Source organism: Pseudomonas salomonii (genome assembly GCF_900107155.1).
Taxonomy (GTDB): Bacteria; Pseudomonadota; Gammaproteobacteria; order Pseudomonadales; family Pseudomonadaceae; genus Aquipseudomonas; species Aquipseudomonas salomonii.
Map to the genome: position 1 here is coordinate 19,573 of NZ_FNOX01000023.1, position 16,941 is coordinate 36,513.

The 16,941-nt window shown below is 61.3% G+C and carries 15 protein-coding genes; 7 read left to right on the forward strand and 8 right to left on the reverse strand.

Features of this window, described 5'->3' with window-relative positions; genetic code table 11:
- Positions 1-5 precede the first annotated feature (5 nt).
- The 5 genes from BLV67_RS31200 to BLV67_RS31225 all read left to right on the forward strand — a co-directional run bounded on the left by BLV67_RS31200 (position 6) and on the right by BLV67_RS31225 (position 5,893).
- Positions 6-653 (forward strand): response regulator, encoded by a 648-nt coding sequence (locus BLV67_RS31200; protein WP_056861299.1) that lies wholly within the window; start codon positions 6-8, stop codon positions 651-653.
- A gap of 193 nt (positions 654-846) precedes the next feature.
- Positions 847-1,449, forward strand: a complete 603-nt coding sequence (locus BLV67_RS31205) for a fimbrial protein (protein WP_065911892.1) — start codon at positions 847-849, stop codon at positions 1,447-1,449.
- 75 nt (positions 1,450-1,524) lie between these two features.
- Positions 1,525-2,265: a fimbrial biogenesis chaperone gene (locus BLV67_RS31210; RefSeq protein WP_069788353.1), complete on the forward strand. Its 741-nt coding sequence runs from the start codon at positions 1,525-1,527 to the stop codon at positions 2,263-2,265.
- An 85-nt stretch (positions 2,266-2,350) separates the two neighbouring features.
- Positions 2,351-4,861: a fimbria/pilus outer membrane usher protein gene (locus BLV67_RS31215; RefSeq protein WP_069788354.1), complete on the forward strand. Its 2,511-nt coding sequence runs from the start codon at positions 2,351-2,353 to the stop codon at positions 4,859-4,861.
- Positions 4,862-5,056: 195 nt separating this feature from the next.
- Positions 5,057-5,893, forward strand: coding sequence for a 5'-nucleotidase, lipoprotein e(P4) family (locus BLV67_RS31225; RefSeq protein WP_069788355.1), 837 nt, complete (start codon positions 5,057-5,059; stop codon positions 5,891-5,893).
- 15 nt (positions 5,894-5,908) lie between these two features.
- On the opposite strand, the gene BLV67_RS31230 is transcribed toward BLV67_RS31225, so the two are convergent.
- Complete coding sequence (locus tag BLV67_RS31230; protein ID WP_069788356.1) at positions 5,909-6,397, reverse strand: Hcp family type VI secretion system effector; 489 nt, start codon at positions 6,395-6,397, stop codon at positions 5,909-5,911.
- A gap of 185 nt (positions 6,398-6,582) precedes the next feature.
- Between BLV67_RS31230 and ssp4 the strand changes: the two genes are divergently transcribed.
- On the forward strand, positions 6,583-7,497 hold the full coding sequence (gene ssp4, locus BLV67_RS31235; protein ID WP_069788357.1) for an Ssp4 family T6SS effector: 915 nt from the start codon (positions 6,583-6,585) through the stop codon (positions 7,495-7,497).
- Positions 7,494-8,060: a hypothetical protein gene (locus BLV67_RS31240; RefSeq protein WP_065911883.1), complete on the forward strand. Its 567-nt coding sequence runs from the start codon at positions 7,494-7,496 to the stop codon at positions 8,058-8,060. Before ssp4 ends, BLV67_RS31240 begins: the two co-directional genes overlap by 4 nt.
- A 32-nt stretch (positions 8,061-8,092) precedes the next feature.
- On the opposite strand, the gene BLV67_RS31245 is transcribed toward BLV67_RS31240, so the two are convergent.
- The 7 genes from BLV67_RS31245 to BLV67_RS31275 all read right to left on the reverse strand — a co-directional run bounded on the left by BLV67_RS31245 (position 8,093) and on the right by BLV67_RS31275 (position 16,655).
- Positions 8,093-9,274, reverse strand: a complete 1,182-nt coding sequence (locus BLV67_RS31245) for an EAL domain-containing response regulator (RefSeq protein WP_244160807.1) — start codon at positions 9,272-9,274, stop codon at positions 8,093-8,095.
- Positions 9,275-9,534: 260 nt separating this feature from the next.
- The gene (locus BLV67_RS31250; RefSeq protein ID WP_065911881.1) at positions 9,535-9,957 is read right to left on the reverse strand and encodes a RidA family protein; all 423 of its coding nucleotides are present in this window, start codon (positions 9,955-9,957) and stop codon (positions 9,535-9,537) included.
- A gap of 11 nt (positions 9,958-9,968) precedes the next feature.
- Positions 9,969-11,552: a flavin monoamine oxidase family protein gene (locus BLV67_RS31255; protein ID WP_069788359.1), complete on the reverse strand. Its 1,584-nt coding sequence runs from the start codon at positions 11,550-11,552 to the stop codon at positions 9,969-9,971.
- 10 nt (positions 11,553-11,562) lie between these two features.
- The gene (locus BLV67_RS31260) at positions 11,563-12,486 is read right to left on the reverse strand and encodes an ABC transporter substrate-binding protein (RefSeq protein WP_069788360.1); all 924 of its coding nucleotides are present in this window, start codon (positions 12,484-12,486) and stop codon (positions 11,563-11,565) included.
- Between the two features lie 18 nt (positions 12,487-12,504).
- Positions 12,505-13,278, reverse strand: a complete 774-nt coding sequence (locus BLV67_RS31265; protein WP_069788361.1) for an amino acid ABC transporter ATP-binding protein — start codon at positions 13,276-13,278, stop codon at positions 12,505-12,507.
- On the reverse strand, positions 13,271-14,236 hold the full coding sequence (locus tag BLV67_RS31270) for an amino acid ABC transporter permease (RefSeq protein WP_069788362.1): 966 nt from the start codon (positions 14,234-14,236) through the stop codon (positions 13,271-13,273). The genes BLV67_RS31265 and BLV67_RS31270 overlap by 8 nt, the downstream gene beginning before the upstream one ends.
- 25 nt (positions 14,237-14,261) lie before the next feature.
- Positions 14,262-16,655: a TonB-dependent receptor plug domain-containing protein gene (locus tag BLV67_RS31275; protein ID WP_069788363.1), complete on the reverse strand. Its 2,394-nt coding sequence runs from the start codon at positions 16,653-16,655 to the stop codon at positions 14,262-14,264.
- Positions 16,656-16,941 lie beyond the last annotated feature (286 nt).

Here is a 16,941-nt window from a genome sequence, read left to right on the forward strand (position 1 = left end):
CCTCTATGAAAAAATTCAACGTGGTAATCGCGGACGATCACCCGATCGTATTGCTGGGTGTTCGCGAGTTGGTGGAGCGCGACACACGCTTCCAGGTGGTCGGCGAGGCTGTGTGTTCGGCCGGCCTGATCGCGCTGTTGCAGCACCAGGGTGCCGACATCGTGATCACCGACTACAACATGCCGGGCGACTCGCCCTACGGCGACGGGCTCAAATTGGTGGAGTACCTGAAGCGGCATTTTCCGCAGGTGCAGATCCTGATCCTGACGATGATTTCCAATCACCTGATCCTCACCCGCCTGCAAGAGCTGGGTGTGGTCGGCATCATCCAGAAAAGCCAGTTGCACACCGAGATTCAACTGGCGCTCAAGGCGATCGCCCAGCAGAGCGCCTATCGCAGCCTGGAACCGCCAAAAACCTCGGTAGTCGAGACCCTTACGGCTATTGACGAGCGCTTTACCAGTTTGTCGCCCAAAGAGTTCGAGATCCTGCGTTTATTTATTTCCGGCATGAGCGTCAGTGATATAGCTCGCCGTCAGAACCGCAGTTCAAAGACCATCAGCGCGCAAAAAATATCGGCCATGCGCAAACTTGAAGTGAGCAGCGATCAGGACCTGCTCGCTTATTGCCTGGCGCGCAATATTTTCAACTAACCCACAACTAGCAAGCCATTTAAACAATGGCTTCGCCCTTTATTTTCCGGGTATTCACGCGCCCTCCAGCCGTTCTAAACCGCCTGCTTCCTGACTTATAAGAATCGTCTTATTCGCTCGCCCGCCCTCGCCGCTTATTCTCCTCTCGCAGTTCAACAACAGCACTTTCCAACTAACACTAACGGACATCATCATGAAGAAGTTTTCCCTGGCTGTTATCGCCTCGGCCATTATCGCCGCTTCCGGCAGTGCGTTTGCCGCCGACCCGGCACCCACGCCGACCCTGGGCGGCAGCGGTAAAATCACCTTCACCGGCGTGATCAACAACGACGCCTGCTCCGTCGACGGCGCCAACTCCGACCGCACCATTTCGGTGGACATGGGCAACGTGTCGATCAAGGACATGGGCACCGCCGAAAACCCAACCGCAGGCCGTGTCACCGCCAAAGACTTCAACCTGAACGTCAACTGCAACCAGGGCACCAAAGTCGCGATGATCTTCGACGCCAACAACGGCGGTTCGGGCCTGGTCACCGGCAAAAAAGTCCTGGCCCTGAACCCGGGTTCGGCCACTGCACAGAACGTCGGTATCGCCCTGCTCGACAGCAAAGGCAGCCTGATCGACCTCAGCTCTTCCAGCACCGCGCGCATCGAAAGCACCATGCACGGCGCCGGCACGACTGGCGGCGACGCCACCCTGAGCTTCGCGGCCGCCTACGTCACCACCGCAGCCGCCGGTTCGTCCACCGCCGGTCGCGGTGATGCCACCCTGCCGTTCATCCTGCAATACGAATAACTCGGCGCCCCCGGCACCGAACGCGCGAGGCCCTGCGGCCTCGCCATTGTCTTTTGATTACACCGGATAACCTTCATGCCGCCTCGTTCTATCGCCGCGAGCCTCGCGCTGCTGGGCATGCTTATGGCTACCCAGGCCGCCGCCAGCATTTCGTTGAATGCCACCCGCATCGTGTTTGATGGCGACCACAAGGAAGCCAATATCACCGTGCGCAACGGCAACCAGGATGTGTTGATTCAATCCTGGGTCGACATGAACGACGCCAGCGCCAGCCGCGCGCCGTTTGCCGTCACGCCACCGCTGGCGCGGGTATTCGCCAAGGAACAGCAATTGCTGCGCATTCTGTACGAAGGCAAAGGCATGCCCACGGACCGCGAATCGGTGGTGTGGCTTAACGTGCAGGAAATCCCCAAGGCCAGCGCCGCCGAGAACACCTTGCAGTTGGCTATCCGCCAGCGCATCAAGATTTTTTACCGCCCTGCCGGCCTCACTGGCAGCGCGCTGCAAGCTCCTGCGCAACTGGAGTGGACACTGGCCAAACATGCCGGCCAGACCCTGTTGCAGGTGAAAAACCCGACGCTGTACCACGTGTCCATGGCCGACATAAAAGTGCAATCGGTGCTGGCCAGCGACTCCACCATGATTGCGCCCGGCGAACAAAAACAGTTCCCGCTGAGCGCGGCAATTGCCAACGGCCCGGTGCAGCTGTCGTTTTCCAGCATCAATGACTATGGCGCGCAAAACCACTACAGCGCGCCTCTGTCCAGCGGCGCTGCGCTACCTGCGCACGCGACTGAATCGCGCCTGAAACCCTAAGCACTTTCGCCTACCTACAGGCTCACTTCGCGTGCGTGTTTGCGTGCCCGGCTGTCCGTCAATCAGGGATGTCATAGGTCCTCGCATGTCTTTTCTTTCCAGCAACAGGCCCGCACGTGGCGTACTGAAGTTGAAGACGCTGTCGCTCGCGATGGCTGCCAGCCTGCCGACCTGGGCGGTGGCCGATGACGCTGCGCAAAGCTTCAACACCACGTTCCTGCAGGGCTCGCAGTCGCCGGTCGATTTGCAGCAACTGCTCTCGGCCAACAGCGTGCTGCCGGGCAATTACCGGGTCGACCTGTACAGCAACGAAGTGCTGGTGGGCCGCCGTGATATCGACTTCAAGCGCAACCCGAAAAACGGCCGGGTCGAAGCCTGCCTGACCCTCGACCTGCTCAAGCAGCTGGGCGTCGACATGAGCCGTTTGCAAGCCGAAGGCAAACTCGACCCGCAGCAACCGCAGGCGTGCTATGCCCTCGCGGACATGATCGAAGACGCCAGCGTGCGTTACGACAGCAGCCGCCTGCGCCTGTTGGCGAGCATTCCGCAAGTGGCCATGCAGCGCGGCCTGCGCGGGTATGTCGACCCGCAGTTGTGGGACGACGGCGTGCCGGCCGCGTTCATCAACTACCAGCTCAACAGCAGCCGCACCGCCGGCGACTATAAAACCCGCATCGCCAATAACCTCGGGCTGCGCAACGGCATCAACCTGGGCGCCTGGCGCCTGCGCAACGAATCGAACATGAGCAGCGGCACCGACCGCTCGAACACCTTCACCAGCAACCGCACCTACGTCCAGCACGACATGACCGCGATCAAGGGCCAGTTCAGCGCCGGTGAGATTTTCTCCGACACCGACCTGTTCGACAGCGTGCGCTATCGCGGCCTCAAACTGGCCTCCGACGACGGCATGCGCGCCGACAGCGAGCGCGGCTACGCGCCGGTGATCCGTGGCGTGGCGCAGACCAACGCGACCGTAGAGATCCGCCAGAACGACTATATCCTCTACACCGCCAACGTCGCGCCCGGCCCGTTCGAGATCAACGACATCTACCCCAGCGGCTCCAACGGCGACTTGCAAATCACCGTGATCGAAGCCGACGGCAGCCGGCGGGTGACGATGCAGGCATTCTCCAGTTTGCCGATCATGGTGCGTGAAGGTCAGGTCAAGTACAGCCTCTCGGCGGGCACGTTCAAAAGCAATGCCGACGGCCTGGGCAGCCCGCGTTTTCTCAGCGGCACGCTGGCGTATGGCTTGACCAGCAACCTCAGCGGCATCGTCGGCCTGCAAGCCAGCGAGGACTACAGTGCGCTGTCGATCGGCGCCGGCAGGAACACCGCGTTCGGCGCCTTTTCCCTGGACACCACGCATTCGTCCAGCAAGGCCCGCGGGCAAACCCACCAGGGCAGCAGCGTGCGGGCGTTGTACGCAAAGACCTTTGCCGGCACTGACACCAACTTCACCCTGGCCGCCTACCGTTATTCCACCGAGGGCTACCGCACCCTCACCGACCACGTGGAAGACAACAGTGAAGACGTGCGCGTGCGCACCGGCCACTCGAAAACCCGTACCGACCTGACCATCAACCAGAGCCTGGGGCGTAACAGCCAGTTCGGCAGCCTGTACGTCAATGCCAGTGACCAGCGCTATTGGAACCGTGGCGGCTCGCGCAGTTTGTCCGCCGGCTACACCGGCAACTGGGGCGACCTGAGCTACAACCTTGGCGTGACGCGCACCCAGCAAATCGTCACCTATGGCGAGCCCAGCAGCGACACCCAGGTGAACCTGTCCGTCTCGTTCCCACTGGGCAGCCAGGCCCGTGCGCCACGAGCCTTTGTCACCACCAGCCATCAGCATGGCGACACCACCACACAAGCCGGTATCAACGGTTACGTCGCCGATACCAGCGACACCTTCTATTCGGTGCAGGCGGGCCATAGCGATGCGAGTGGCGACTCCGGCTCGGTGAATATCAACAGCCGCACCTCCATGGCGGATGTGAGCCTGGGTTACAGCCAGGGCCAGGGCTACAACTCGCAGAACCTTAACCTCGCGGGTTCAGTGGTTGCCCACGCAGGCGGCATCAACCTGGGGCAGACCGTCAGCGAAACCTTCGCCCTGGCCGAAGTGCCGGGTATCTCGGGGGCTAAAATCGGCAGCTACAGCGGCGTCGAGACCGGCTACAACGGCTATGCGGTGATCCCCACGGCGCAACCTTACCGGGTGAACTGGATCAGCCTGGACACCCGCGACCTGGGCGGCGATGTGGAGATCACCAACGCCACCCAGCAGCTGGTGCCGCGCCGTGGCGCTATCGTGGTGGCGCGTTACAGCGGCACCACCGGGCGACGGGTATTGTTTGAGTTGTTTGATGCGCAGCACAAACCGTTGTCGTTCGGGGCTTCGCTGGAGGACTCGGCGGGCAAGCAACTGGCGATTGCGGACCCGAACGGGAATGCGCTGGCGCTGGTGGAACAGGATCAGGGCACGCTGATCATCAAGTGGGGCGAGCAGCGTTGCAGTGCAAGCTATGCGTTGGCGCCGCAGAACAAGGCGCTGAACTATGAGCGGCAGGCGTTGGTATGTGGCCCTTGAGGGGGTGGCGGCTAGTCTGCTTTTCTGTGGGAGCTGGCTTGCCTGCGATGCAGACACCTCGGTGCATCAGGTACACCGAGTTGATGCCATCGCAGCGGTGCGACGATTCGACAAGCCAGCTCCCACATTCGGGATTGATGTATAGCCTGATTAGGCTAAGGTGCTGCCCACACGCTTCCACCGCCGAGACATCCCATGCGCCACCTGATTTTCGCCAGCGTCTGCCTGCTGACCACCGCCCTGACCGGCTGCCAGCAGACCCCGCCGGCCAACGACCAACTCGACGCCGTGCTCTGGACCCAGACCTCCATCGAACACGAGTTGATCTACCGCCAGCTGTTCGCCAACGCCACCCGCCAACTCGACGTGGCCCTGGCCGATCCGACCTGGGATGCCCTGCCCTTTCCACCCCGCAATCTGAACGGCTTGCCTCCAGCGGTGGTGATGGATATCGACGAAACCCTGCTGGACAACGTGCCGCTGAACGCGCGCGATATCATCAATAATCAAATCTATTCCTACGATCGCTGGAACACCTGGGTCGACCAGGCCAAGGCCCAGGCATTGCCGGGCGCAGTGGCTTTCCTGCACGCCGCCGAGCAAAAAGGCATCAAGGTTTACTACCTCACCAACCGCGAACACCGCCAGGTCGCGGCCACCGTCGCCAACCTGCGCCTGCGCGGTTTTCCGGTGACCAGCGACACCCAGGTCCTGGCCGCCAGCACGCCTACCGGCCACTGCGAAAGCGCCGGCTACGGCAAGATGTGTCGCCGCCAGTGGGTCGCCGGCCATGCCCGCGTATTGCTGATGGCCGGTGACTCGCTGGGTGATTTCGTGCAGGCCGAACACAACACCCTCGCCGCCCAACGCAAAGCGGTGGAACCCTATGTGAGCTGGCTGGGCCAGCGCTGGTTTTTGCTGCCGAACCCGAGTTACGGCAACTGGTACAGCTCGCCGTATGGGGATGATGAAAAGCTGCCGTTTGCGCAGAAACGCAAGCTTAAGCAGCAGGCGTTGCAGCTGGAACAATGAAGGGTTGTCTGAGGTTCAGGCTTTGATGTTCTGCCGAATGTTCCAGCCAAACTTCACCGGCCCGCCCTCCTTGGCGCCGTCGGCTTTCTGCGGCTGGTAGCTGACGTCGACGCTGGCGAAATTGAGGGCGAAGCTGTCATGCACGACGTCGGTGGTGCTTTCACCATTCGTGCTGTAGGACACCACCATGACTTCCTTCAGGGTAATCACCAGGTACTCCACCGGGCTGGCACCGCCGGCCTTGCGCACCACCAACCTGGCCTCGGGGTAATGCTTGCCGCTGGCGCAGGCCATCATCAGGTTGGGGCTGGATTTATCCAGCGGTTTGGTCAGGTTCAGGTTGGCAATATTGACCTTGCCCGCACCGCCGCCGGTACCGCTGTGCATCGAACCCGACTGCGACATGCCCCACGCCCATTGGATGATGTCGATCTCGTCGCGATGGGCCTGGTCCCTTGATTCACCCTTGATATCACCCAGCTTCAAAAACATATCGACTGCCATGTTTGCTCCTTGCCTTGGTATGCGTCGGTAGTGACGCGGGGAGCACTTTTCCCCAGCCGCAGCGGTGCGCGCAAGACGCAGAAAGCAGTTAGAGAAGCACCCGACGTTAAATGGCGAACCTTCCGACATTCAGCGGTACCTCCTCATCTTTACGCTCTCGACTCCCGCAATAACAGGAGTTAAGGATGACGGCTTCCCTGCTCAGAGATGGATTCCCTTCGGCCCACCGCACCACGCGTCAACGGATTGAAAGCAGTATTGATCTGCGCAAGTTGTTCTTCGCCATTGATAGCGACCCGGTGCTGATTGGCGCTGGGGTGGTCTATATCGATGACATGTTCAACGTGGTGGTACTGCGTGAGTTTCAGGCGATTTGCAGTGTGCGGCCGATCAAGGTGGTGCTGCGTGAGGCACCCAAGTATGTGGGGCCGGTGGAGTTCAAGCGGATGTTGGAGCATGAACCGCGGGAGTCGGAATGGGTGGCTGAAGCGCTTGGCACGGCGGTGACCTGTACGGGGGCGATACTGAGTTGGGTCGTCGTTACCAGTGGCGTGATGTTGATGCCCTTTACGGCGGGGACGAGCGCGGTAATTACGTTTATCGGCAAGGCTGCTCTGGCTGCCAGCATGACCCAATGCGCCATCGGGCTAGGGCGAACCAGTGTAGAAGCGTTTGCGCCCCAATACCTAGATCGTCTAGATAACGAAACCTGGTATCAGGCCGTTGTTACGACGCTGGATGCCATTGCATTACTGGGCGTCGCCACTTCTGCGTTGACCACAATCAAAACAATAAACACAGCAACGAGAGTCACTGGCAAACCGCTCAAACAAATACTCAAAGGTCTGAACCGACAAGAACGAGCGAGACTCAATGATGAATTGCTCAGGCTTCGTGATCCTCGATTAACGCTAAAAATTCTCAAGGTGAAACAAGCCACCGGCGTATTACCAAAACGAATCAGTGCCACAGAAATGCAACTTGCTACCGCCAATCACATAAAAGACACCTTGGCTGCAGCCCTGGGTTTCGCGAGTAGTTCGATGCCAGGAAATATCAAGACGTGGGCTATTGGTATCTACGAGGAAGTCAGCCAGTGAGCAAGCGTGTAACGGAAAAGGGCCTTAGCGAATCAGCAAAGGATGAGAAATGTGAAGATTGGAAAACGCTGACGCCCGAGGAACGTACTTACGCCTACTTTTATTTTGAAAATCCACGAGCGTTCAGGAGACGCTACGCGCTAGTGATTGGCGCCGATCTACTCGCTGGCTGTTTCACGATTGCGATGACTGCCGTCTTACTGTTGCTGACCTCTCTCTCAAGACTTCCAGAAAACCTTGCACTTAAGATCTGTTTTCTCGGCAGCGTCGCAACAGGCCTTGTCCTTTTTTTTTCCAAGGCGCAGGTCAACTATGGTCGTATCCGCTCGGTATGGATCAGTGTCGGCATTTACTTAATTTGCTTACTGATATCTTTGCCCGCAATTACGTACCGCCCGCCGCTTTTTCTCTACACCATGTCCCTGCTTAGCCCGCTGACCGGCCTGCTGATCCTCAACAGCAACCGCTGCCGCGAACTGCGCCACAAGATGGTGGAAATCCGCCGCAAGCGCGAAGACATCATCGCCACCCTGAAAAAACAAGGCCGCTGGAAATGGTGGTGAGCCACCCACCATCTGCATTCGCTCAACACCCATCAAGCCACGTTCTGCAACCGCCACAACAACTGCTCGCCACTCATCGCCTGCGCATACACGTAGCCCTGGCCCACCCTGCAGCCCATCGCCAGCAATTGCCGCTGTTGCTCCCGGGTTTCGATGCCTTCCACCACCACGGTCATGCCCAGGCTGTCGCCCAGCGCCAGGGTGCTGTGGATCACTGCGCGGCAACGTGGGTCGGCGGTCATGCCGCGCACAAACTCGGCATCCAGCTTGATCTCGTTGAACGGCAGCTGACACAGGCGTTGCAAGGATGAATACCCGGCGCCGAAGTCATCCAGGGACAGGTTGCAACCGAGCAAGCGCAACCGCATCAGGCACGCCAGGCTGCTCGCCGAGGCTTCCAGCAGGCCGCTTTCGGTCAGCTCGAACGTCACGCTGGCGTGCGGCACCTTGAACGTCGCCATGACGTCTTCGATCTTGCGGCTCAACCCGCCCTGAGCCAGTTGCTGAGCGTGCAGGTTGAACGCCAGGTTCAAGGCCATGTCGCTTGCCCTGACGTGTTGTTGCAGGGTCAAGGCCTGGTGCATCTGCGCAAACAACAAGTCGTCGAGCATCCCGCTACGCTCCAGCACCGGCATGAAGGCCATTGCGGGTAACAGACCGTAAAGCGGGTGCTGCCAGCGGCTCAACACTTCCACACCGACCATCTCCTGGGTCCACAGGCTGAATTTGGGTTGGTAGTACGCGTGTAACTGGCCGGCAGCGAGTGCTTCGCACACCTGCGTTTGAGTAAACAATGGCAGCTCAGGCGAAATCGCAGGCGCTACGTCCCCAACAGGCTGATGACGATGCACGACCTCTTCGAGCTGATTGAGGGTCGCCAGCTTGTCGACATGGCCCAGCAAACGCACGCCGAGCAAGCGGGTGAACTGTTGCAGGGCCTGGTTGATTCCGGGCGGCGGGTGGCCGCTGACAATCACGCCATGCAGCCACCCTCGTTGCGCAGCATGTTGCAAAAACTCCAGACCATCCATGTCGGACATGGACAAGTCGCACAGCACGACATCCACCCCACCCACGCTTTCGAGAATGGCCAGGGCTTCAATGGCATGTGTCGCTTCGAGCACCGCATGCCCCAGCCGTCTGAACAGACTGACCACGATAGCGCGCTGAGAGGCATGATCCCCAAGGATCATAATGCGTAAAGGCTGGCTCATCATTGCCGTGGGCTCGTTGACGGTGGAGTCAACGATTGTCTAAAAACGCCTTGCAAAAACGGGAATGACTAATCCTCTATGGATGTAGGATATTTCTCAAAATATCAGCGTTGCTACGAGCTGTGGCCAGCAATCTCAAGCAGCCATGGCCGTTGATGGGGGTAAGGGCAGCGGCCCATCGTCACCGAGGCTGGATGTGTTCAGATGTTCTGTTCACAAGCCTGCTGGCCACCATACGCTCAGTCCTCCTGGATAACGGGTCAGGCCGTTCTGGCCGCAATCGCCTCCACTTCCACCAGCGCTCCCGGCAACGGCAATGCCACCACCTGCAACGCCGTGCGCGTGGGTTTGTTCGGCTGCTCGGGCGTGGCGAAGAACTGCGTGTAACCACGTTGCAACCCGGCGAAGTCGAGCTTGCCATCGGTCTCTTCGGCCCCCACCAGAAACACGCGCAATTGCACGATATCGCCCAGGTCCAGGTCTTGCTGCTGGAGGATCTTGCGCAGTTTGTTGAACACCGACACCGTCTGCACTTCGGTGTTGCCGTAAACCCCTGGCACGTTCGGGTCGACCAGATCGGGCAAGGTGCCGCTGACGAAAATCAGGCTGGCCGAGGCCGGTACGGTGACGGTTTGCGAGATGGGAAAATCGCCGACGCTGGTGCGTTGAATGCTGTCGCTCATGGTAGTGCTCCTCAGGAGGCGGCGAGTGCCGCACGCTGTTGTTGTTGGGTAACGCGCTCAGCCAGTTGCGCAATCACATGGCGCGCCGAGTTGGCTGCCGATTCCTGCCAGATGCCCACACCGCTTTGCACCAGACCGTCGCCGGCGAAGTACACGCGGCCGTGGGCCTGCTCGAGCAAGGCACTGGCATCGGCCGGGAAGTGTTCGCGTTGCAACCATGGGCCTTCGCTGTAGGGGATCTGCTCCCAGGACACCGCCAGCGGGTGGCGCAGGTGTTTTGAATAACCCGGATGCAGCAGCTCCACGGCTTCTTTGGACGTGGCGTACTGCTGGTCGAACGGCTTGGCGCCAAACACGTCGGCGCCCTCCCCGGTCACGTAGCCGGCCACCAACAAGCCGTCGCGGGTGTTGAGGTCGTTGCTCGGGTACCACAGCAGACGCGCCGGGTGTTCGATCCACGACAGGCCGCCATAGGTGCGGTAGTCGGTTTCCCAGAAGCGCGGCGATTGCCACGCCACTTTGGTCGCCTGATCGCTGCGGGTGCTGAGCAAAGCGGCTTTGACCGGGTCGCTGAAGTCGGTATCGAGTTTGGCCAGCAGCGGCAACGGCAAGGTCGAGACCAGGTAATCGGCGCGCACCACCTGTTCGCGGCCGCTGAGCTGGTCGTGGTAGGTCACCGCCACGCCGTCTTCAAGCTGGCGGATCTGCCGCACCTGGGCGCCCAGTTGCACGTGCTCGCGCACGCGTTGGTAGAAGGCGTCGGTGATGCGGTCCATGCCACCGACGGGTTGGAACATGGTGGCGGAAAATTCCGGGAATTCGGTGTGCAATAACGCGCCCCACAACTCCGGATGCAGCAGCCGGCCCAGCCCCAGCGGGCTGCGGCTGGCGGGGAGCGCGCCGGGGTGGGCAGGCGACTCCAGGTGGCCGGAGCGCAGGCTGCCTTCAAAAGCCAATTCCTGGGACAGGTCGCCATACACCTGCAAGAACGCCAGCAAACGCGTGCGCTCTTCACTGCTCAACACATCATCGAGGGCATCGCGCTGTACGGCTTTGGCCAGCAAGCCGGACAGATGCCCGCGCGTGTCATTGATCGCCTGGCCGACGGTAAACGCCGACTGTTGCAGATCGGGTCGCACCTGGGCGCCGTGGCTGCTGTTGACCAGCACTTCCAGTGGCACACCCAGTTCGCTGCAATAGTCGAGAATCGTGCGGTGCTGGCTCGGAATCCTGGCGGGGCCGGCGTTGAAATACAGGCCGTTATCAAACGCTACGGTTTGCGTGCGGCCGTCCTTGTAGTCCACGCGGTCGCCATTGCGCAGGGTCCAGGTGCGCCCGCCCACGCGGTTGCGGGCCTCCAGTACTTGCACGCTGAAGCCGGCGCGGCTCAGCTCCAGTGCCGTCACCAACCCGGCGATCCCGGCGCCCAGCACCAGCACGCGGGTACCCTGCCCCAGACCAGGCTTGAGTTTCAGCGGTTGCGGGCGTCGATGTGACGACGGCCCCAACCCCAATACGGCCAGTGCATCCTTGACGGCCTTTTCACCGCCTACAGCGGCGATGCTCGACAGCGCTTCACGGCGTGTCAGTCCCATGTCGATTCTCCTAGTCCGGCAGGCCCGGCGGGTTGATCAGCGAGGTGTCGACGCGCTCGATGTCCAGGCCCCAGCGTTGCAGCACCTGTTCGTATTGGCCGCCGGCAATCGCGCCTTGCAGGGCGGTGTGGATCGGCTGGATCAGGCCGTTGTCCTTGCGGGTGGTCACGGCAATATCCGCCTTCAACGGCCAGCCGCCGTTCACCGTGCCCACCCGCTTGATGCCACCGGTGACCGCCGCCGAGTAGGCATACACCGAGTTGGGCCCGAACAGCGCATCGCTGCGACCGGACTGCACTGCCAGTTGCGCGGCGGCCTGGTCGTCGATGTATTGCAGGAGCGCAGGCTTGATACCGGCCTTTTCATTGGCCTCGTTCCAGGCCAGCAGGACCTTCTCCTGGTTGGTGCCGGAGCCGACGATGATCTTCAGCCCGGCGATGTCGGCGGCCTGTTTGATCTCGGTGATGTTGTTGGTGCTCTTGACGTAAAAGCCGAGCACATCCTGGCGATAGGTGGCGAAGTCAAAACGCTTCTTGCGCGCCTCGGTCACGGTGACGTTGCTGATCACCGCGTCGTACTTGCCGGAGCTGACGCCCAGGGGCCAGTCCTCCCAACTGGTTTGCACCACATTGAGTTGCAGGCCAAGGCTGTCGGCCACCAACTGCGCGGTATCGGCTTCGCTGCCGATGGTGGTCTTGTCGTCGTTGGCGAGCAGCGCCAGCGGCGGCCCGGCCACGCCGGACACGGCGACGGTGAATTTGCCAGGCTGGGCGAACTTGAAGCCCGGCGGGATCTGCGCGATCGCCGCTTCATTGCGCGGCACATGGATGCGCACCCGATCGGGGCTGAAATCCACCTGTTGCACGGCAAAAACCTGTTGCGCGGTACTCACGGCAAGCGTCAGCAAGGCCACGCGAGCAGTATTGATGAACATGGGCAGTCACTCCTTGAACTAAAGCACCTTGCCCAGAAAGGCCACGGTGCGGGGATGTCGGGGTTGGCGAAACATCTGTTCGGGCGGGCCTTCTTCGATCAGTTGGCCGTCACACAGGAACACCACGTGGTCGGCCACCTCACGGGCAAACCCGATTTCGTGGGTGACGATCACCAGGGTCACGCCCAGCTGGGTCAGGCCTTTGATCACGTCAAGCACTTCGCCCACCAGTTCCGGGTCGAGGGCTGAGGTGGGTTCATCGAACAGCAGCACTTTGGGGTCCAGCGCCAGCGCACGGGCGATGGCCACGCGCTGTTGCTGGCCGCCGGAGAGCTGGCGTGGGTAGGCCTCGAGTTTGTCGGCCAGGCCGACCTTGGCCAGCAGCTCGCAGGCCCTGGCCTGCGCCTCGGCCTTGCTCCAGCGCTTGTGGGCCAGCGGTGCTTCAGCGACGTTTTCCCAGGCGGTGAGGTGCGGGAACAGGTTGAAGTTCTGGAACACAAAACCCACGTCGATGCGGCGCTTGAGAATCTCGCGTTCTTTTAATTCGTAAAGCAGGTCACCCTTGCGCCGATAGCCGACGTATTCACCGTCGATGGTGATGTGCCCGCTGTCGATTTTTTCCAGGTGGTTGATGGTGCGCAGCAAGGTGGATTTGCCCGAGCCGGACGGCCCGAGAATCACCGTGACCTTGCCGGGATCGATGGTCAGGTCGATGTCTTTCAACACCTGCTGGTTGCCAAAGCGTTTGCCCACGCCCTGGATCTGAATGCGCCCGGCGCGTGCTTCAGCCATGGGTTTTCTCCTTGAGCCAGCCGCGCAGGCGTTGCAGCGGTGTGGGCGGCAGCACCCGCGCCGTACCGCGCGCAAAGTGGCGCTCGACGTAGTACTGGGCGCTGGTCAGCACCGTGGTGATGATCAGGTACCACACGGTCGCCACCACCAGCAGCGGGATCACCGCCTGGGTGCGGTTGTAGATGACCTGCACGGTGTAGAACAGCTCCGGCAAGGCCAGCACGTAGACGATGGACGTGCCCTTGACCAAACCGATGATTTCGTTGAACCCCGATGGCAGGATCGAGCGCAGCGCCTGGGGCAGGATGATGCGAAAAATCCGTCGCGAAGCCGGCAAACCAAGGGCCGCCGCCGCTTCATGCTGGCCGGCGTCCACGCCAATCAAACCGCCGCGAATGATCTCCGCCGCGTAGGCGGCCTGCATCAGGCTCAGGCCCAACACCGCCACGGTGAATTGGCTGAGCACATCCACGGTCGACCACTCGGCGAACACCACGCTGGTGAACGGTACGCCGAGCACGATGTGGTCATACAGGTAGGCAAAGTTGTAGAGGATGATCAGCACCAGCAGCGCCGGCATCGAGCGGAAAAACCAGATATAGCCCCAGGCCAACGCCGCCAGCAATGGCGAGCCCGACAGCCGTGCCAGCGCCAATGCCGTACCGAAGAGGATGCTGAACACGGTGCTGAGCAGCGTCAGCAGCAGCGTCTGGCCGAGGCCGCGCAGCACCGAGGCAGAAAAGAACCACTGGCCGAACACGCCCCACTCCCAACGCGGGTTGGTGGCCAGCGAGTGCACGATGGCGAGCAGCACCAGCGCGGCAAAGGTCGACCCGGCCCAGCGCCACGGGTGGCGGGCGGGCACCACTTGCAGGGCCTTGATCGGCGTTGCGACGCGGCGCTGGCGAACCGGGCTGACCTCGTCGATCAGGTCATAGGATTTGGCGACAATGGGCATGTTCTATTCCTCGCGGGTGGCGGCCTTAGAAGGCGTAAGTCAGCCGGGTGTAGTAGTACCCGCCGGTAAAACCGTAGGGCGAATAAGTGCCGTAGCTGGCGAGCATGGTGCTGCTCGGCACGCCTTGTTTCTTGGGGTAAAGGTCGAACAGGTTCTTGGCGCCGACGGCGATGTTGAGGGCTTTGGTGAGGTTGTAGCCAAGGTCGAGGTCGGTGATCCATTTGGCGCTGTAGACGCGGTCGAGGCTGCGGTCGGCAGAGACGTTGACCTCTTTGTAAGAACCGTAACGGGTCAGGGCCAGGTTGAGGTTGAAGCGGTCGATGCTCCAGTCGCCGCCGAGGATGAGTTTCGTCTTGGGCTGCACATCGGTGATCAGGCCACGGGCCTGACGGTCCATCAGGTCATAGGGCGTGCCGAGGATGTCGGTGGAGGCCTTGTAGTTGAGGATCTTGGTCTGGTTCCAGTTGAACGCCGCGGTCCACTTCAAGGCGCCGAACTGGCCAAGGTCCTGGTTGTAGTTGCTGACCAGGTCCAGGCCTTTGGTGCGGGTGTCGGCGCCGTTGATAAAGTACTGGCCGCCGGAGGTGGAGTTGATGCCATTGCTTTGCAGTACCTGGGTGACTTCGGGGCCGAGCAAGGTGCCGGTCAGAGTAATGCGGTCGCGCAGGTTGATCACGTAGGCGTCGGCGGTGAAGTTCAGGCGGTCGGTGGGCGTAAGGGTGAAACCCAGGCTGAAGTTGGTCGAGCGCTCGGGCTTCAACTCCTGGGCGCCGAGGGCTTTGGCCGCCGCCGAACCCACCGGCAATACGCCGTAGTTGATCGACTGATACACGCCGTCGACCACGCCATAGGTGGTGGAGCGCGCGCTGAACAGGCTGTTGGCCAGGGACGGCGCACGGAAGCCATTGCTGACGGTGGCGCGCACGGCAAATTGCGGGGTGAAATCGTAGCGCGTGGTCAGCTTGCCGCTGCGGGTGGCGCCGACGCCTTCGTTGTAATGCTCGTAGCGAAAGGCGGTGCCGATGTACCAGTCCGGCAGCGGGTTGAAGCCCACATCGATGTAGCTGGCGAGGCTGTTGCGCGAGGCGCTGCTTTCTTCATCCGGCGAAATGCCGTTGGTGACTTGCGCCCCGGATGACGCGCAGTTGCCCGGCGCCACGCAGTAGCCGCCATTGGCATAAGACGCGTAGTCACCGGCCTGCACCTCATAGGTGTCGCGCCGATGCTCGAAACCGTAGGACAGGTCCAACGGTTTTTGCAGGCCCACATCAAAGCCACGCTTGAAGTCGAGGTTGGTGGTCAGCTCGGTGGAAATCCAGGTGCCGGAGGTAAAGCGGTTGGGCGTGTACTCGCCCAGCGACGGGTTCTGGTTGTGGGTGGTGCCCTGCTCCGCCTCGTTGCGCCCGTAGGTGGTGGACAAGTCCCAGTCCCACGCGCCGACGGTGCCTTTGCCGCCGAACGCGGCCTGAAAATCGTCCTCGTCGATGGACCAGGTGGGTGTGTACCCGGCCGGGTAGCCATTCGGCCCGGTGGTGATGGTGTTGGTGATGGTCGGCAGGCGGTAGTTCTGGCCCTGCTCGGCCTTGCGTCGCGAATAGGTGGTGAAGGAATACAGGCTCAGGCTGTCATCAATCGGCAGCTCGGCGTTGTAGCCCAGGGTCAGCAGGTTGGTCTTGGGCGTGCCGTAACCGCCGTAGGTCGCCCTGCCGGCCTGGTTGTAGGCTTGCTCATAGGTGTAGCCGTTGGCGCTGGCTTTGTTGTCGTCATTCTGGCTGCGGGCATCCAGGGCCAATTGCACGACGCCGCCGTTGCCGATTTCAAACCCCTTGTTGAGGCTTTGCTGCACGGTTTGCTTCTTGCCGTCGTAGCCCTGGCCGACGTTGGTGACGGCGGTGCCGCTGGTATCGGCCTTGAGGATCACATTGATGACCCCGGCGATGGCATCCGAGCCGTACTGGGCGGCAGCGCCATCGCGCAGCACTTCCACATGGTCGATGGCGCTGATGGGGATCAGATCCAGGTCAGCCGGCGCCGCGCCGGTGTTGATGCCATTGATGTTCAACGTGCCGCTGGTGTGGCGGCGTTTGCCGTTGACCAGCACCAGCACTTCGGCAGCACTCAAGCCCCGCAGGTTGGGCGCACGGGCAATGCCGCTGGCGTCCCAGCCGGTTTTTTCCGGCAGGGTCAGCGACGGGATCACCGCACTCAAGGCTTCCATCAAGCCAGGCTTGCCGGTGCTTTGCAGTTGCCTGGCGCTGACCACATCAATCGGCACCGGGCTGCTGGTGACGGTGCGCTGCTCGGCGCCACGGTTGCCGGTGACCACCACGGTGGACAAGGTGCTGTCGTCCTGAGCGGAGGCAGTGCCGGCCAACAGGGCCAGCGTGAGTGCGGCGGTGGGGGGTAAAACTGGTTTCATGACCACTCCAGGCTTTCCGAATCGCGAAGTCGGGCAGTCGCGCGGGCGGGCGCGGTGCTCGTTTTTCAGGGTGTCGCTGCGATGGGGAACTAGGTGTGGAGTGAGCGAGGGTTTTGAATCGGCAACATACGTTGAACTCCCTTCCAACGATTCTGCCGCGGGGTGTTTACCCGGTTATGGCGCGCAGAATCTGAATCACGCTGGGTACCATCCGAGGTCAGGGGTAGGCTGTTGCAATCAAACATAACGGAATGGATTTCAAAAATATAATGCTATTTGGGCATAA

What these genes read in the sequence shown, in the direction of transcription:
- BLV67_RS31200 (WP_056861299.1), top strand. Translation starts at nt 6, where the DNA reads ATGAAAAAATTCAACGTGGTAATCGCGGACGATCACCCGATCGTATTG.
- BLV67_RS31205 (WP_065911892.1), top strand. Translation starts at nt 847, where the DNA reads ATGAAGAAGTTTTCCCTGGCTGTTATCGCCTCGGCCATTATCGCCGCT.
- BLV67_RS31210 (WP_069788353.1), top strand. Translation starts at nt 1,525, where the DNA reads ATGCCGCCTCGTTCTATCGCCGCGAGCCTCGCGCTGCTGGGCATGCTT.
- BLV67_RS31215 (WP_069788354.1), top strand. Translation starts at nt 2,351, where the DNA reads ATGTCTTTTCTTTCCAGCAACAGGCCCGCACGTGGCGTACTGAAGTTG.
- BLV67_RS31225 (WP_069788355.1), top strand. Translation starts at nt 5,057, where the DNA reads ATGCGCCACCTGATTTTCGCCAGCGTCTGCCTGCTGACCACCGCCCTG.
- BLV67_RS31230 (WP_069788356.1), bottom strand. Translation starts at nt 6,397, where the DNA reads ATGGCAGTCGATATGTTTTTGAAGCTGGGTGATATCAAGGGTGAATCA.
- ssp4 (WP_069788357.1), top strand. Translation starts at nt 6,583, where the DNA reads ATGACGGCTTCCCTGCTCAGAGATGGATTCCCTTCGGCCCACCGCACC.
- BLV67_RS31245 (WP_244160807.1), bottom strand. Translation starts at nt 9,274, where the DNA reads ATGAGCCAGCCTTTACGCATTATGATCCTTGGGGATCATGCCTCTCAG.
- BLV67_RS31250 (WP_065911881.1), bottom strand. Translation starts at nt 9,957, where the DNA reads ATGAGCGACAGCATTCAACGCACCAGCGTCGGCGATTTTCCCATCTCG.
- BLV67_RS31255 (WP_069788359.1), bottom strand. Translation starts at nt 11,552, where the DNA reads ATGGGACTGACACGCCGTGAAGCGCTGTCGAGCATCGCCGCTGTAGGC.
- BLV67_RS31260 (WP_069788360.1), bottom strand. Translation starts at nt 12,486, where the DNA reads ATGTTCATCAATACTGCTCGCGTGGCCTTGCTGACGCTTGCCGTGAGT.
- BLV67_RS31265 (WP_069788361.1), bottom strand. Translation starts at nt 13,278, where the DNA reads ATGGCTGAAGCACGCGCCGGGCGCATTCAGATCCAGGGCGTGGGCAAA.
- BLV67_RS31270 (WP_069788362.1), bottom strand. Translation starts at nt 14,236, where the DNA reads ATGCCCATTGTCGCCAAATCCTATGACCTGATCGACGAGGTCAGCCCG.
- BLV67_RS31275 (WP_069788363.1), bottom strand. Translation starts at nt 16,655, where the DNA reads ATGAAACCAGTTTTACCCCCCACCGCCGCACTCACGCTGGCCCTGTTG.